At 64.8% G+C, this 15,693-nt stretch carries 13 protein-coding genes; 2 read left to right on the forward strand and 11 right to left on the reverse strand.

Features of this window, described 5'->3' with window-relative positions; translation table 11 throughout:
• Window positions 1–43: 43 nt before the first annotated feature.
• The 11 genes from TC41_RS12580 to TC41_RS12630 form a co-directional block, all read right to left on the reverse strand.
• Window positions 44–1,351: a S1C family serine protease gene (locus TC41_RS12580; RefSeq protein ID WP_014465451.1), complete on the reverse strand. Its 1,308-nt coding sequence runs from the start codon at window positions 1,349–1,351 to the stop codon at window positions 44–46.
• 129 nt (window positions 1,352–1,480) lie between these two features.
• Window positions 1,481–2,824 carry a hydroxysqualene dehydroxylase HpnE gene (gene hpnE, locus TC41_RS12585; RefSeq protein ID WP_014465452.1) on the reverse strand — a complete coding sequence of 448 codons (1,344 nt, stop codon included), beginning with the start codon at window positions 2,822–2,824 and terminating at the stop codon, window positions 1,481–1,483.
• Window positions 2,791–3,660, reverse strand: coding sequence for a phytoene/squalene synthase family protein (locus TC41_RS12590; RefSeq protein ID WP_014465453.1), 870 nt, complete (start codon window positions 3,658–3,660; stop codon window positions 2,791–2,793). Before TC41_RS12590 ends, hpnE begins: the two co-directional genes overlap by 34 nt.
• Entirely contained in the window at window positions 3,657–4,532 is an 876-nt protein-coding gene (gene hpnC, locus TC41_RS12595; protein WP_014465454.1) for a squalene synthase HpnC, read from the reverse strand. Before hpnC ends, TC41_RS12590 begins: the two co-directional genes overlap by 4 nt.
• An 8-nt stretch (window positions 4,533–4,540) precedes the next feature.
• Window positions 4,541–6,436: a squalene--hopene cyclase gene (gene shc / locus TC41_RS12600; RefSeq protein ID WP_014465455.1), complete on the reverse strand. Its 1,896-nt coding sequence runs from the start codon at window positions 6,434–6,436 to the stop codon at window positions 4,541–4,543.
• Window positions 6,437–6,473: 37 nt separating this feature from the next.
• The gene (gene hpnA / locus TC41_RS12605) at window positions 6,474–7,463 is read right to left on the reverse strand and encodes a hopanoid-associated sugar epimerase (protein WP_041695443.1); all 990 of its coding nucleotides are present in this window, start codon (window positions 7,461–7,463) and stop codon (window positions 6,474–6,476) included.
• On the reverse strand, window positions 7,448–8,089 hold the full coding sequence (locus TC41_RS12610) for a phosphorylase family protein (protein ID WP_237699943.1): 642 nt from the start codon (window positions 8,087–8,089) through the stop codon (window positions 7,448–7,450). The genes hpnA and TC41_RS12610 overlap by 16 nt, the downstream gene beginning before the upstream one ends.
• On the reverse strand, window positions 8,071–9,081 hold the full coding sequence (hpnH, locus tag TC41_RS12615; protein ID WP_041695444.1) for an adenosyl-hopene transferase HpnH: 1,011 nt from the start codon (window positions 9,079–9,081) through the stop codon (window positions 8,071–8,073). The genes TC41_RS12610 and hpnH overlap by 19 nt, the downstream gene beginning before the upstream one ends.
• 110 nt (window positions 9,082–9,191) lie before the next feature.
• Window positions 9,192–10,286, reverse strand: a complete 1,095-nt coding sequence (gene fni, locus TC41_RS12620; RefSeq protein WP_014465459.1) for a type 2 isopentenyl-diphosphate Delta-isomerase — start codon at window positions 10,284–10,286, stop codon at window positions 9,192–9,194.
• A gap of 37 nt (window positions 10,287–10,323) precedes the next feature.
• Window positions 10,324–12,219 carry a 1-deoxy-D-xylulose-5-phosphate synthase gene (gene dxs, locus TC41_RS12625; RefSeq protein WP_014465460.1) on the reverse strand — a complete coding sequence of 632 codons (1,896 nt, stop codon included), beginning with the start codon at window positions 12,217–12,219 and terminating at the stop codon, window positions 10,324–10,326.
• Window positions 12,220–12,534: 315 nt separating this feature from the next.
• Window positions 12,535–13,074 (reverse strand): small multi-drug export protein, encoded by a 540-nt coding sequence (locus tag TC41_RS12630; RefSeq protein ID WP_041695445.1) that lies wholly within the window; start codon window positions 13,072–13,074, stop codon window positions 12,535–12,537.
• A 343-nt stretch (window positions 13,075–13,417) separates the two neighbouring features.
• Between TC41_RS12630 and TC41_RS12635 the strand changes: the two genes are divergently transcribed.
• Window positions 13,418–14,362, forward strand: a complete 945-nt coding sequence (locus tag TC41_RS12635) for a G1 family glutamic endopeptidase (RefSeq protein ID WP_237699944.1) — start codon at window positions 13,418–13,420, stop codon at window positions 14,360–14,362.
• A gap of 141 nt (window positions 14,363–14,503) precedes the next feature.
• Window positions 14,504–15,691 (forward strand): acyltransferase, encoded by a 1,188-nt coding sequence (locus TC41_RS12640; protein WP_041695922.1) that lies wholly within the window; start codon window positions 14,504–14,506, stop codon window positions 15,689–15,691.
• Window positions 15,692–15,693 lie beyond the last annotated feature (2 nt).

The following is a 15,693-nucleotide window of genomic DNA, read 5'->3' on the forward strand; positions in this document are numbered from 1 at the left end:
TGCCACAAAAAAGTGGTCGGAGCTGCCCGACCACGTCCTCGTCTTAGTACCCAAACGGGTTTGTCGAATTGAACGGATTTGGGAAGATGCTTCCTCCCCCAGAGCCGAACGGGTTCTGCGACGACTGGTTCGACGAATTGCCGCTCTCCGTCGTGTTCGGCGACTGTTCCTCGCCAATCTTGATCTGAAGGGTCAACTTCCTATCGCCGCGGTACACCACGATGGGCACGGTCTGACCGGGCTTCAGCGTGAACAGTTCCGTCCGAAGATCCGCGATGGACTGCACCGTCTTGCCGTTGAGGGCGATGATCACGTCTCCCTGCTGCAGACCTGCGCGCTTGGCGTTGGCTGAATCCACCGACTCAATGTACACGCCGTAGTCCACAGGGATGTTGTCCGGCAGGTATCCGCTCGGGATGCTGGACAAGTCGATGCCTTCGATGCCGAGCGCCGGGTGGACCGCGTGACCCGTCTTGATGATCTGGAACGCGATGTTCAGCACTTCGTTCGACGGGATGGCAAAGCCCATGCCTTCGAAGTTGGGCGCCACGATCTTGCTACAGTTGATGCCAACGACCTGCCCCGCCGCGTTCAACAGGGGCCCGCCGCTGTTGCCGGGGTTGATGGCCGCGTCCGTCTGGATGACGGGCTGATAGTCGAGCACCGCGTCCGACGTCGGGTCCTCGACCGGCATCATCCGCTGATCGCCGCTGATGATCCCGGCCGTCACCGTGTCAGCAAAGTCCAGTCCCATCGGCGTGCCGATGGCAATCGCGGGCTCGCCCACCTGGATGTCGTCCGAATTCGCAAATTGGGCCGGTTGGATGCCCGGGAACGTGGAGGCAGGCACGCGCAGGACCGCAAGGTCCGTGTACGGATCCGTCCCCACCACCGTCGCGTTGACCCGCTTGTTCGTCATGAGGACAATTTGCACTTTCGATCCGCCCTGCACCACGTGGTTGTTGGTGACGATGTACGCATTGTCCCCGTTCCTGTAAAAGTAAACGCCCGAGCCGATGTCCGACTCCTGGGTCTGCGACTGCTGCGTGAAGAAGTTGCTGGTGGTGGTGTAGTTCACCACCGCCACGACGTCAGGCTCGACCTTCTTCACGACCTGTGTGATGTCGTCGTTGATGTTCACATTCACCGACATGGGCTTGGTGGTCGAAGCCGGCGGCGCCGAGTTGCTGGTGGTGTTGAGCGACAGGCTCTCGTTTCGCGTGGCGGCCACCACACCGAGTGTCGCGCCCGCGCCGACGAGCGCCGACACCACCACGGTCACAATCCAGCGCAACGTCCCACCAGGTTCGTAGAAGAAGCCGCTGTCCGAGCGCGGACGATAGAAGCGCATGTACGATCACCCTTTATCCAGGTCTTGACCTTTTCTGCGCTTAGTATGCTTCTCCAACCTTGAAACCGCATCGAAAGCCCGAACAGCGCAGGTTCCCGCGTTCCGACCATCGCGTTGTGCGCTTCGCGCTCACGCCAATCCGTCCTCGCGGGCAGCCGCGGCAGCCATTTCGCCGCTCCGAACGGCCCCCTCCAGGCAGGCCGGCCAGCCCGTGTCGACCCAGTCGCCGGCGAGGTACAGGCCCCTGAGGCGGGAGCGCACACCCGGGCGCCTGAGCCCCAACTCCGGCTCCGCGAGAAACGTCGCCTTCGGCTGCCAGACCACCTTGCCCCAGCGTGCACCCACTTCCCTCGCGGCGGGAAACATCTCGGCCACCGCCGCCTCCACTTCGCGGGCGATCTCGTCCGCGGCCCACGAGCGATACGCGTCCGCGGCCGAGATGGAGATGGACAAAAGGCGCCCGTCGAGTTCGGCGTTGCCCAAGAGCCGGCCGCGGTTGAAGACGAACATGCCGCCCATCGCGTACGAGGCCGCGACGTCCGCCTCCATCACTGCGTGCGGATACTCGAGGTACACGTTCAAAATCGGGCTGTAGCGCACACGCGCGAGCCACGCCGTCCGGTCGATGGCGCCGTCAGGAAGGACCGATCGCGCCTGATCGTGCGGGACGGCGAGGATGACGCATCGCGCAGAAAGCGACGATCCGTCCGCCAGCCGCACGCTCGTCACGCCGGTTTCGTCCGCGACGACCCGGACCGCGCGGCCGCGCCGCAGCTCGACTCCGCGCGCTTGGAGGGACGCCACGGCTTCCGCGGCGAGATCGCCAAGCGGGCGCGTGAAGAGGCCGAGCCGGCTCGGTTCGGGGCCGCGCAAAAAGCCTATCTGGAACGATTCGACGGCGAGCCCCGCAGAGATGTCGCCGGCGTGGCCGTTCAAAATGGCGGTGCCGACGAGATCCCAGACGAGGCGGATGACGTCGTCCGTCTGGCCGTGGCGCTCAAGAAAGGCGCGGAACGAGTGCGCGTCGAGATGATCGGGGCGGGCGGCGAGCATGGCGAACGCGGCCTGAGCGATGCGCAGGCGCCCGTCGAGCGAGACGTGCGCGTACCGGAGGAGCGAGGGCACGAGGTGAAGCGGTCCGGGGAGCCTGCGGCTTTCGATGGAACAAAAGCGCCCGTTGGCATACACCGGGATGGACAGAAGCGGCTGAAAGCAAACGCCCGGATGGCGGGTCAATTCGTGCAAGAGGCGCGTAAAGGCCGTGCAGCACCCGAGGAGCACGTGCTGGCCATTGTCCAACACGTGACCCGACTCCCGGTCGACAAAGGAAAAGGCGCGGCCGCCCACGTGCGGCGCGCGCTCCAAGAGCAGGACGCGTTCCCCAGGCACACCGGCGCAAAGCAGGTGGTGGACCGCGCTCACGCCCGCAAAACCCGCACCTACGACGATGATCCGATCGCGCGCTTGTTCCATAGGACCCCCCACACCAGCCTCAATTTCTGCGATCCACTGAGCGAGATGCGCTCATCGAAGACCCGAAAGCCGCGCGCCTCAATCTTGTCCAAGAGGCGCCGATACATGACGTACAGCATGCTCAGGCAGCGGAGACTGTCGGGTTCCACGAGCGAAAACAGCTCCGCGGCGCGCGCGTAGTACGCCTTCGCGCGCTCGGCCTGTGCCCGCATGACGGCGAAAAAGGCGGGCGTCATGCGCCGCTCGGAGAGATCGGCTAGGGAATAGCCGAACCGCTCCATTTCCTCTTCCGGCAGATACACGCGGTCGCGCGCGAGGTCTTCGGCGAGATCGCGCAGGATGTTGGTGATTTGCAGCGCGCGGCCCATGTCCCGGGCGAGGTCGAGCGCGCGTGGGTCGCGAAAGCCGAAGATGTGCACGCACATGAGTCCGACGGTGCCGGCCACGTCGTCGCAGTAGGCGTCGAGATCGGCCTGGGACTTGAGGCGCACGGGCGCCATGTCGACCCGCATGCCGCGGATGAGATGGGCGAACGGCTCCTGCGGGATGCTGTAGCGCCGCACGGCGTCTCCCAGCGCCACGACGACGGGATGGGACGACGCGAGGTAGTCGTCGGCGTAGGCGGCCTGGTAGATGCGCTCGGCGGTGGCGAGGTGGGAGGCGGCATCGGCGCCGGTGTGATCGTCCACGGCGTCGTCACAGAGACGGCTCCACGCGTAGATGGCGTACATGGCGCGGCGCTTGGCGGGCGGCAGCATGCGCATCCCGTAATAAAATGAGCTGCCGGCTTCGCGCGTGCGCCGCGCGCAGTATTCGTAGGCCGAAGCCAGATTCATGCCGACCCTCCTTCGCCGTTTGCGCCGCCGGCGAGCACCGAGAGCGCGATGCGGAGCTTCTGCCTGCCTGAGACCACGGGCCTGCCGGCAAACGGGTTGTAGCCCTGGCGGCGAATGGCCGCGAGGATGGCCTGGCCGCCGAGGCGGTACAGCTTCAGCTGCCGAGCCAGGCGCGGTGGCACGAGGGCTTCAAGCCTCCGGCCCTCGTCGAACAGCGCCTGGGCGCGATCCACCTCGAGCGCGATGCAGCGGCGCACGCCCTCCGTCGCCCGCCGGGCGCGAATGTCGTCCAGCGTCGCGCCGAACCGCTCGAGGTCCGCGCGCGGGACGTAGATGCGGCCAAGGGCGAGATCCCGGTCGATGTCCTGCATGTGGTTGGCCACCTGCAGCGCCGTGCAAGTGGCGTCGGACAGGCGCGCGCGCTCGTCGTCCAGGCAGCCGAAGATGCCGAGCACAAGCCGGCCGACGGGATCGGCCGAATAGCGGCAGTAGTCGCGAAGGTCCTCCCAGGTGTCGTACGTGTGCTTGCGCTGATCGCGCCGGTTGGCCTCGATGAGCCGAAGAAACGGCTCCATGGGCAGGTTGCAGGTGGCGATGGTGAACTGAAGCGCGCGGAACGCAGGCGTGGTGGCCTCGCCCGCAAACGCGCGCCGCAGTTCCTCCTCGTAGACGTCGAGGGCCGCCATGCGGTCTCCCGCATATTCGTCGCCGAGATCGTCCACGCCGCGACAAAAGGCATAAACCGAATAAAAGTGCGGACGAAGATGGCGCGGCACGAACAGCGACACCACCGAGAAATTTTCGTAGTGACTCCGCGTGAGCCGTCGGCAGACCTCGAAATCGCCTCGGAGTTCGACTGGCACAGATTCCATCGCAACCCTCACCTGCGCTCGATGGCTTGCTTGTAGCGGCCGAGCGCGAGCGTCGGAAACACGTGGCGGTACATGGTGTAGCCGAGGTAGAAATCCCCTGGGAAGCCCGTGCCGGTGTAGTATGGCTCATCCCAGCCGCCGTCCGGGCGCTGCGTCTCCACGAGGTATTGTACGCCTCGGCGCGCGGCCTCGGAATCCGCCCTGCCGCCCGCGATGAGCGCCATCAGCGCCCACGCCGTCTGCGATGGGGTGCTCGCGCCCTTGCCCGCGTACGCCGGGTCCTCGTACGAGCGGCAGTCCTCGCCCCAGCCGCCGTCCGGGTTCTGATGCTGCTCCACCCAATCGAGCGCCTTTTGAATGTACGGCTCGCGCATGTCGATCCCGACCGCCTTCAGCGCCGACACCACGGCGCCCGTGCCGTACAGGTAGTTCACGCCCCAGCGACCGAACCAGCTGCCGTCCGGCTTCTGCTCCCGCTTGAGGTAGGCCACCGCGCGCTGGATCACCTTCCAGGCGTCATCGTACCCAAAGCTGCCGAAACACTCGAGCACGTGGGCGGTGACGTCCTCTGAAGGCGGATCGGTCACTTCGCCGAAGTCGCAGAAGGGGATGTGGTTCGGGAGATCGCTCGTGTTGTCGACGTCGTAAGCGCCCCAACCGCCGTTCGAGCTCTGCATGCCGACAATCCAGCGGAATCCCTTCGTCATGGCGTCTCGCCTGCGGCGCTCGTCCGGCAGGCGCAGGGTGTTGAGCGCCCAAACCACGACGGCCGTGTCGTCCACGTCCGGGTAGTACACGTTGTCGAACTGGAACGCGAACCCGCCCGGCTTGAGATTCGGACGCTTCACCGCCCAGTCGCCCGGGACGGTGATCTGCCGGTCCAACAGCCACTCGCCCGCCTTGACCAAGCGGTCGTGATCGGCCGGAAGCCCGGCAGCGCGCAGCGCGAGCACCGCGAGCCCTGTGTCCCACACGGGCGAGATGGAGGCCTGAAACATCCAGCCGCCGTAGTCCAGATCCACGCCGTACAGCTCGAGGCCTTCCCAGCCCTTGATGAACGCCGGATGCTGCGTCATGTCGAGAATCTTAAGCGCAATGAGCGCGTAAAACCAAGGCGGCTGAATCCCGCCCCAACTGCCGTCGCCGGCCTGGCGCTCAAGCAGCCAGTCCAGGGCGCGAATCTCGGCCGCGCGGCGGAACGGGTGCACGGACAGCTTCTGATACCAGTGCAACGCGGCGTCGAGCGCGTCGAAGATCCGCCCGCCGCCTCCCTTGGCCCCTCGCCGGCGCGGCGGCACATTGGTCTCGTACAGTTCGGGCACGCGCGCGTGCTCGGGCAGCGGGAATACCGGCTGGCGGCTCATCACAATCGAGAGCGCCACGACCGTGGCCCGGGCCCACGACCCAAACTCGTAGATGTTGAGCGGCATGCGCTTGCCGAGGAACATGATTTCCGGGGGAACCATGGGGACCTTCTCCCACGGATATTCGCCGACGAGCGCCAGCCACATCCGCGTGAAGACGCGCGACGACTCGATTCCCCCTTGGCTCTGGATGAACCGCAGCGCCTTCTGCATCGGCTCTTCGTCGCGCGACATGCCGATGTACTTGAGCGCCACGTACGCCTCGATAGTCGTGTCGAGGTCCGGCGGCCCACCCGGGTAGAGGGCCCACGTGCCGTCCTCGCGCTGCTCGTGCAACAGGTAACGCCGGATCTTCTCCATGCGGTCGCGATCGACGCGATCGAGAATGTGGCACAAGAGGACGTACTCCGCTTCCATCGTGACGTTGCTCAGAAGCGGCCCCCACCAGTAGCCTTCGTCCTTCTGGCAGGAGAGGAGATATTCCACCGCGCGATCCAGCGTCCGCGCGTAGGCCGGCGCTTCCACCAACTGCTCAGCCATCCGACCTCCCCCTTTCACGTGATGATGGTCGATCCCGTCACGCCATCTTGGCGCTCCGAAACCATTCGATGGCGCGAAGCAAGGCATCCTCCACCGGCGACTGCGGCAGCCCGAGCTCCCGCACCGCCTTGGACGCGTCGAAGTACATCGGCTCCCTCGCAAGCCGCACGCCGGCCACCGGCGCCCGCGCCGGCCGCTTCAAAAGCGGCGCCAGGACCCGCTCGTCCATCACGGCGTACGCCATGGCCGCGAAAAAGGGAATCCTCAGCCGCGGGGGTTTTCGTCCAGCGAGCTCCGCAATGAGCCGCACCAACTCGCCGAAGTGCATGTTCCGGTTGCCGAGAATGTACCGTTCGCCCGCGCGTCCTCGCTCATACGCGAGCAGGTGGCCGATGGCCACGTCCTCCACCGCCACGAGGTTCAGTCCCGTTTCCACGTAGCCAGGCATCCTGCCGAGCATGGTATCGAGCACAATACGGCCCGTCGGCGTCGGCTTCACATCGTACGGGCCAACCGGCGTGGAAGGATTCACGACGACCACGTCCATGCCCTCGGCGGCAGCCTGCATCACCAGGCGCTCGGCGAGCACCTTGGTCCGCTTGTACGTGCTCACGACGCGGTCGGGATCGTTGAAGCCGTCCGCCTCGGTCGACGGCTGGCCGTCGTGTCTCAGCTTGACCGCCGCAGTGGAACTCGTGTAGACGAGCCGCGGGCCACCGGCCTCGCGGACCGCCTCAAGCACGCGGCGCGTCCCCTCCACGTTCGCCGCGTACATCAGCGCGTCGTCGCGCGGATCGAGCGAGTAGTGCGCCGCCACGTGAAACACGGCGTCACAGCCGTCGATCCCGGCCCGCAGCCCCTCGCCGGTGGCGAGATCGCCCTGAATCATGTCCACGCCGAGCGCCTTGAGATGTGGGGCGCGGCCGGGATCGCGCACCAACGCGCGCACGCGGTGGCCGTGTTCGACCAGCACCCGGGCGACGTGATAGCCCACAAAGCCTGATCCCCCGGTCACGAACGCCAGCATGGCCATTCCCTCCCGAAAGCGCGAAGCGTGCGGCGCGCCCGGAGTGCGCGTGCGGGCAAACGCAGCGCGCTTCGCCACGCCGACGGCCGCCAGGAGGCGAGGGGTTCGCCGGCCTCGTCCAGCACCACGCGCACGGCGACAAACGGAATGCCTGCCTCGCGGGCCACGCCCGCCCACGCGAACGTCTCCTGATCGACCGCCGATGCCTCGAACCGACGGGCCAGTTCGCGCTTGTCCGCCGGCGTCGAGGCGATGCGCTCGACCGACACGATGCGCCCGCCGATCTGCGCGGATCCGCCGTGGGCCTCGGCGAAGCGGCGGGCGAGTTCGCACAGCCGCTCGTCGAGGGCAAGCGGCGCGCACGAGCCCTCCGGCGTCACCGCCTCCGCCGGCAGGACGAGATCGCCAAGGCGCAGGCCGGAGTCCAGCGCGCCGCACACCCCTGCGCCGACGACGAGCGCGGGCCGCTCCGCCCGAATGAGCCGCGCGAGCCCATCCGCCGCCCGCGCAGGCCCCACGCCCGTCGAAGCGACGCACCACCCAGGGCGGTGCGCCAGATGACGGAACGCCGCGCGCTCAAAGCCGAGCGCCGTGACGACAAGCGTCGTCACGAGGCGAAGAACCACCGAACCAGGCGCCAGGTATCGCGGGGCGTCAGGGCCTTGAGAGCCGCCATCTCGTAGCCGGAGTGCATCATGCAGCTCGCGCACCGGGGATTCTCGCCGTAGCCGAACTCCTCCCAGTTGGTCTTCTCCATCATCTCCTGGAACGTCTCGTAGTGTTCGTCCGTCAGCAGGTAGCAGGGGCCTTTCCAGCCCTTCGGATTGCGGTTCGGCATGGCCCAAGGCGTGCAGCGCAGCTCGCGCTTGCCCTGCAGGAAGTCGAAGTAGATGGGCGTGTCGTAGAACCGGATGCGATCCCCGCAGCGCGCCATGATATCCCGCACGAGCTGGTGCACTTCCTTGCGGTGCAGGAAGATGTCGCTGTGGGACGGATCGACCTCTTCATACGTGAACGCCGGCGACACGATGCAGTTGTCGACGCCCATCTCCATGAGCTCCATCAACAGCTCGGCCGTGTCCTCCGCGCTCGCGCCCTTGTACAGCGTGGTGTTGGTTGCGACGCGGAATCCGCGTTCCTTCGCCGCCTTGATGCCCTTCATCACGATGTCGAAGACGCCCTTGCGCTCCACCATCTTGTCGTGGTGCTCGCGCTTGCCGTCGAGGTGGAACACAAAGGTGAAGTTCGGGTGAGGCTTCAGCTTGTCGAGGACCCGGTGCAGCAAGATCCCGTTGGTGCACAGCATCACGAGCTTCCGCCGCTCCAGCATGCCATTGACAATCTCGACAATCTCCGGGTGCACAAGCGGCTCTCCGCCCGCGATGGACACGGCGGGCGCACCGCACTCGTCGATGGCCTTGAAGCAGTCCTCTGCGGTCATCCGCATCTTGAGGACGTCCGGGCTCTGCCGGATCTTCCCGCAGCCTGTGCACGTCAGGTTGCACAATTCCGTCGGCTCGAGCATGAGGACCATCGGGTACCGCTTGATACCCTTGATGCGGTTTTTCGCCAGGTACTTCACCATGTCGACCGTTGCGGAGAATGACTGTCGCGCCATGCCAATCCCTCCTCCTCAATCCGATTCGACGCATGAATACGTAGAAAAAAGGCCATCTAAAGGAAAGGATATCTCTGGTTTACCGCGATCGCAAATGGCGTGTCCGGGGCTCACGCGCCGAAGGGAGCCCGCCCCCGCGCGTCCATCCACCCCTTCAATCCACGCGCCTCGAGCCATTCCCGGAGCCAGCCCAGGATGACGACCGGCTTGCCGCGCAAGTCGGAGAAATTGCGGCAGCCGGTAAGCACCAACAGGGCGCGGAGCCCGAAGTGAAGGTCCTCGATAAAACGATTTAGTTGCTCTTCCCCGTTTGGCTGCGTCACGAGTCGGACAAGCGGTCCCGCGATGCCCACTGCGCTCGCGCCAAGCGCCATCGCCTTCGCGACGTCGAGCGCCGTGCGAATGCCCCCGGACGCAATCACGTCAGCGCGCTCCCCGACCGCCGCCGCGACTTCGCACAGCGATGCGGCCGTCGGCAGCCCCCAACGGTTCCAAAATTCGTCGATCTCGGCACCCCGGCGCCAGGCTTCGACCGCGATGAAGTTCGTCCCGCCAAGGCCGCCCACGTCGATGGCCCGCACGCCAGCGTCGGCGAATCGGATGGCATCCTCCGCCGAAATCCCTTGCCCAACCTCCTTGGCCACCACCGGGACCCCCACGCCGCGCGCGACTTCCGCAAGCGCGTCGAGCGCACCGCGAAAGTCGCGGTCTCCCTCCGCCATGAACAGTTCCTGCGCGGCGTTGAAGTGAACCTGAAGCAGATCCGCCCGTACCAGCTCCACGGCCTTCCGCGCGCGCTCCAGCCCGGTGCCCATGCCCACGTTGGCGATGACCACGCCGTCCTGATGGATCTCCCGCACGACGCGGTACGTGTAGGCCACCTCGGGAGAGGCGAGGCCAGCCGAAGCGGACCCGAGCGCCATAGCCAGGCCGAAGCGGCGCGCGACCTGCGCGAGCTTTCGATTGATGTCGTACACTTCGTCCGCGCCGCCCGTCATCGCGTTGATGAGAATCGGCGATTCCAGGCGGATGCCGCAGAGTTCGGTGGCCAGGGACACGTCGTCCCAGGCCACCTCCGGCGCAGAGCAAGGCACGAGTGAGACGCACTCGAACCCATTCGAGACGCCCGTCGGATCGCCGAGCGCTTGAACGGCATGCACGTGCTCGACCTTGCGCCGCTGCCGGACGTCTCGCGTCAACGTCATACGGCCTCCCTCTTTCCGTCCGCCAGACCGCGTGTCGTCACGTGCCAACCCGATTCAGGGCGTGCGGCACCTGACCGGCTTGGCGCATGAGTTCCAGCGCGTCCGCCACGATGCCGTCGGCATCGAGGCCGAGCCGATGCAGGACCTCGTCGCGACCGCCGTGTTCCACGAAGTGATCCGGCACGCCCTTGCGGCGCATCGGCACCATGACGCCGCGATCCAGGAGAAGCTCGGCGACGGCCGATCCCATCCCGCCCGCGAGCGACGCCTCCTCTACGGTGAGGATGGGCCTGCCCGTCTTCGCCAGGCTGAGCAACAGCTCCTCGTCGAGCGGCTTCACGAAGCGCAGATTCACGACCGTCGCCTCAATCTGGTGCTTCGCGGCGAGTCGCTCCGCGGCTTTCATCGCCTCGGGCACCATGGGCCCCAGCGCCACGATGGTAAGATGCCGCCCTTCGCGCAGCACCTCGGCTTTCCCCCAGGGCAGCGCGTGCAGCGGTTCGTCCATCGGCACGCCCACGCCGTCCGCACGCGGATACCGCACGGCCACAGGTCCGTCGTGCTGCATCGCCGTGAACAGCATGTGCCGAAGTTCGTTCTCGTCCTTCGGCATCATGATGGACATGTTCGGTACGGTGCGCAGGTAGGCGATGTCGAAGACGCCTTGGTGCGTCTCCCCGTCCGGCCCGACGATCCCGGCGCGATCGACCGCGAGGACCACCGGGAGGTTCTGAATGCAGATGTCGTGGATGGTCTGATCGTATGCGCGCTGCAGGAACGTGGAGTAGACGGCGAAGATCGGCCGCTTCCCTGCTGCGGCGAGCCCGGCGCAGAACGTCGCCGCGTGTTGCTCGGCGATGCCAACGTCGAACGTGCGCGTCGGAAACTCCTTCTGAAATTTCACCAGCCCGCTGCCCGACAGCATGGCGGGCGTGACCACGACAATCCGCTCGTCCTTTCTCGCCATCTCCGCGACGGTCTGCGCGAACACGCTCGTGTACGACGGCGCTTGGTTGGGCTTGGCCGCGCTGGGCCACGCGTGCCACTTGTCCTCCGAGTTCTCCGCCTGCGGATACCCCTTGCCCTTCTGCGTCAGCACGTGGAGCAGGATGGGCCCCTTGAGTTCCTTCACGCGCTCGAAGACCGGGATGAGCTGGCGGAGGTCATGACCGTCGATGGGGCCGATATACTTGAAGCCGAAGCCTTCAAACGGCGTGATGGGCAAGATCATGTGGCGCGCCGCCTCCATGGCGCGATCCAACACCTTCGTCACCTTCTGGCCCACGTTGCTCAGGTGGCGCAGGAGGTGATCGATGTCCTGCTTGGCGCGCGCGTAATTCGGATCGGACCGAAGCCGCGTGAGGTACTTCGAGACCGCGCCGACGTTATTGGAGATGGACATCTCGTTGTCGTTCAAAATGACGATGAGATCGGTGCCGAGATCGCCCGCGTGGTTCATGGCCTCCATCGCCATGCCCCCCGTGAGCGCCCCGTCACCGATCACGGCGATGACGTGGTAATCCTCGTTGCGCAGATCGCGCGCGACGGCCATGCCGAGAGCTGCCGAGATGCTCGTGGACGAGTGGCCCGCCCCAAACGCATCGTGCTCGCTCTCGGACCGCTTGAGAAATCCGGCCAGCCCGCCCAGTTTGCGCAGCGTCGGGAACATGTCCTTGCGGCCCGTGAGGATCTTGTGCACGTACCCCTGATGGCCGACGTCCCAGATGATCTTGTCTCGAGGGCTGTCAAACACGCGGTGTAACGCGATGGTCAGTTCCACGACGCCCATGTTGGCGCCAAAATGCCCGCCGGTCCTCGAAATGGACGTGACGAGAAAGTCGCGAATTTCCTGAGCCAACGTCACCAACTGCGACTCGCTGAGCTTTTTCAGGTCTTTTGGGTCGTGAATGGAATCGAGTAACGTAGTCAACACCTCGATTACACCAGAGTGTGAAACTGACGCCTCCGCCTCAGGACGTTTTGGACAGGCAAATCCGCGCGCGCACACCCCCTCATCTTCACATGGGTTCCGTATCATGAATTTATAAAGCCTGATCTTAACTGAAAGCGTACCAAAGTCAGGTGTGACACTGCAATTGTGCCGCGGGACTTTTCGTGGTACCAAACAAGCAATTCGAAACGCGTGGCTCCTTCCATCTGCCTGTGTGAGGCGGCGCGCACACCCAGTGCGGAAGCCCTCGCTGTTGTATATGCGAGCGAGGACGAGCGTATGCGCCGCCTCCCGTTCTCAGGGGTGAAACAGCCGCAGCAGCGCAAATCCGCCGTACGCGATGACAAACGCCGAACCCACCATCCCCGCGACGACCGCTGCAAGCACCCGAAGCGGATTCCACCTAAGGATGCTGCCGATGGCCAGACAGGCATACGCCCCAAGCAGCGGGCACAGGGGCGCAAGAACCCAGACCCCGTACTTCCCGTATTTGCGTGACAGCGCCTCCGCCTTCGCCAGCCACCTACGCACGAAGCGAAATCGCTGGATGGCCTGCCGCAACCCTACCATCAGGACGGGCACCGCGATCATGTTGGCGAGGATGGAAATTCCGGCTCCTGTGGGCGGATCGAACCCGAGCGGAATGCTCGCAGCGGCGGCGGGCTGGGCCTCCAGCACGATGGACGTGCCGATGAGGGACAAAGTCGGCCAGAGGCGGCCTTGACTCAATCCCAACGCGAGACTCCCGGCAAAAAAGAGGAAGGATGCGGCCGCACCGTACAGCATCAGTCGCCAGAACGGGAGCCGAGCCACGATGAGGGTCCACGAACGTGTCAAGCTTTACACCTCCCGGGCGTGAGGATGAGGGATGAGCGATTGAGACATGCGCCTGGGACAGAAATGCGACATGGGGTGAACGTCACGCGGGGACACGGAGGCACCTTTTGCATGCATTGTACCTCAAGCGCACGGGAAGCGATCCGGGCTTGTTCCATTGCAAGTGTACGGGGCGCGCATCGAATCCATGCGCGTAAAAGCGGCGGCCGCGCCTGAACAGAAGTCACGTGAGATCTCAAAATTTGATGAAATTTTGAGCGCACGACTCGTATGTTGAAGTCGCAGGAGGTCGGGATACTGAGACTCGGCTTCTGCACCCCAGGAGACGCTAGGTGATGACCACGTGTGGACGGTCAAGAAAGCGCTTGTCTCGCCGGGCGCAAAGTTCCCCGAGAAACCTGCCCCCTTGCGCGGCGCGATGGGGACGGCTGCATGCACCGCAATGGCGTTGGCTGCATCAGGGTGCGTGTGGACCGCCGCTTTCCATTCGGCCGAATCGCCTCGCACGCCCGCCCTCCATGTCAAGGCTGCACCGGTCAATCCCGCCCTGGAAGGCGCATCGCCGCGAGGCATAGATGGTGCGCTGTCCATCTCCGACCTCGGGTGGGCCACCCTCAACTGGTCGGGCTACGCACTCACAGGAGGCCGGTACTGGGATATCTCGGGCAACTGGGTGGTCCCCGCCGTCAGCCCATCGCGAGGCAACTCGTATTCCTCCACCTGGATTGGCATCGACGGATTCAGCAACGACGACTTGATTCAGATTGGGACCGAAGAGAACTACGTGGATGGGCGAGCTCAGTACTTCGCCTGGTGGGAAATCCGGCCGGTTCACCCGACGGAGGTGGTTATTCCCTCCATGGCGGTGGCGCCGGGTGACGCGATGGAGGCCCGCATCTACCGCGACGGACATGGCACGTGGACGCTTACGCTCGACGACCTCACACAGAACGAGCAGTTCACCAGCACGCAGCCGTATTCGGGTCCCGGGGCGTCCGCCGAGTGGATTCAAGAGGCGCCCGAAATTCGCGGTCACGTATCCACGCTGGCCGATTACGGGACGCTCACCTTTGTGCCTGGAACGGTCAACGGTCGCCCGCCACACCTCACGCCGTCGGACGGCGGATATATGATGGACGACCACCTCATCTTGTCCGTCCCGTCCGGGCCAAACCCCGCGACCGGGGGGTTTGACGTGTTTTACGTCGCGCCCACCTCCCACCGGGAGCAAACCTTGCTGGACGCGCCCTGCGTGTGGCCTCCACCCGCACCTCGCCTGGAGCCGTGAGGTCTCAGCACGCTAGGCGACCCGCCCAGGGCAACCAGCAGGGTGAACCTTCGCGCGCCTGCCTCCAGCTTTCGAAACAAGTTCGAGGCGGATCGGATACAATGTGGTGAGTTGCGAGAGAGACAAGGGGGCAAGGTGCTCGTGGGGAAACGATACCTGGACGAGATCGACTTGATGCGGGCGTTTGTCATTCTCGGCGTGCTCACCGTGCACACGTTGTCCTTTTTTAATGTGCTCAACAACGACGGCACACCTGGCTTTTACGCCCTCGGCGCGCTCATCACCGCGACGCACTTCACCCGCGAGACGTTCATGTTTGTCACGGGCCTTGTGCTCTTCACCACGTATCTTCAGCAGGATCCGTTTCACCCGCTTCCCTTCTGGCGCAAGCGATTCCAGCTCATCGTGATTCCATACGTGGTCTGGACGCTGGCCTATATCGCGTTCGTCGCGCTATTGACGCCAGGCTTCTCGTGGACATGGTCCAACTTGGTGCCTGCCATCATCCACAACCTTCTTACTGGAAACATGTTTTTTCTGTACTTTCTTGTGGTGTCCATGCAGCTTTATCTCATCTTCCCGCTCCTGCTTCGGGGCGTTCGCAAGGCGGCCAGGTATCACGTCCACATTTTGGTGGCAAGCTTTGTGCTCGAGATGTGCTTGATGTGGCTCAACCAAAACGTCCTCGACAGCCTCACGCCCACCGGCTGGCCCAAATGGCTGTATGATCTGTACACGTATCGAGATCGAAATCTCCTGATGTACCAGTTTTGGTTTATCGCCGGCGGCGTCTTGGCGTGCCACTACGATCAGGTGGCGGCATGGATGGAGCGCCACCGCAAGGCGCTCTTCGTCGCACTCGTCACCTCCCTCGGCATCCTATTCGGGCACTATTTCCTCGAGCGGCTGGTTCTGCACGACGGCGAGGACGACGCCGAGCTCGTCCTGCAGCCCATCATGGTGCCGTACAGCCTGGTCGTGACGTGCGCCTTTTGGTACGCGGGCCTGGCGTGGTCCAAGCGCAAGGATCTGCCTGGATGGCGAGCCTTCTCGCGCTTCGTGCGCGTGGCCTCCCAGACCTCGTTCGGCATCTATCTCATCCAACCGTTTCCGCTGTACGCGATGGAAGTCGTGATGGACAATCTCGACGGCCGCGGCATCCCCGTGTGGCTTCACTACGCGCTGTTGCCAGCCGCCATCTTGTTCAGCTACTTCTCTTCGATGTTGGCTGCGTACATCCTGATGAAGATCCCGGTGGTGTCCTATGTAGTGGGCCGAAAGGCCAGACTCCGCCGCGCTAGGGGCGAGCCCGTCCGGCGAGCCGCGTGATG

The sequence above is a fragment of the Alicyclobacillus acidocaldarius subsp. acidocaldarius Tc-4-1 genome, assembly GCF_000219875.1.
Classification (GTDB): domain Bacteria; phylum Bacillota; class Bacilli; order Alicyclobacillales; family Alicyclobacillaceae; genus Alicyclobacillus; species Alicyclobacillus acidocaldarius_A.

Bases quoted from the DNA above. Each gene is read 5' to 3' on its own strand.
- TC41_RS12580 (WP_014465451.1), bottom strand. From the start codon at position 1,351: ATGCGCTTCTATCGTCCGCGCTCGGACAGCGGCTTCTTCTACGAACCT.
- hpnE (WP_014465452.1), bottom strand. From the start codon at position 2,824: ATGGAACAAGCGCGCGATCGGATCATCGTCGTAGGTGCGGGTTTTGCG.
- fni (WP_014465459.1), bottom strand. From the start codon at position 10,286: ATGACGTTGACGCGAGACGTCCGGCAGCGGCGCAAGGTCGAGCACGTG.
- TC41_RS12590 (WP_014465453.1), bottom strand. From the start codon at position 3,660: ATGAATCTGGCTTCGGCCTACGAATACTGCGCGCGGCGCACGCGCGAA.
- hpnC (WP_014465454.1), bottom strand. From the start codon at position 4,532: ATGGAATCTGTGCCAGTCGAACTCCGAGGCGATTTCGAGGTCTGCCGA.
- hpnA (WP_041695443.1), bottom strand. From the start codon at position 7,463: ATGCTGGCGTTCGTGACCGGGGGATCAGGCTTTGTGGGCTATCACGTC.
- shc (WP_014465455.1), bottom strand. From the start codon at position 6,436: ATGGCTGAGCAGTTGGTGGAAGCGCCGGCCTACGCGCGGACGCTGGAT.
- hpnH (WP_041695444.1), bottom strand. From the start codon at position 9,081: ATGGCGCGACAGTCATTCTCCGCAACGGTCGACATGGTGAAGTACCTG.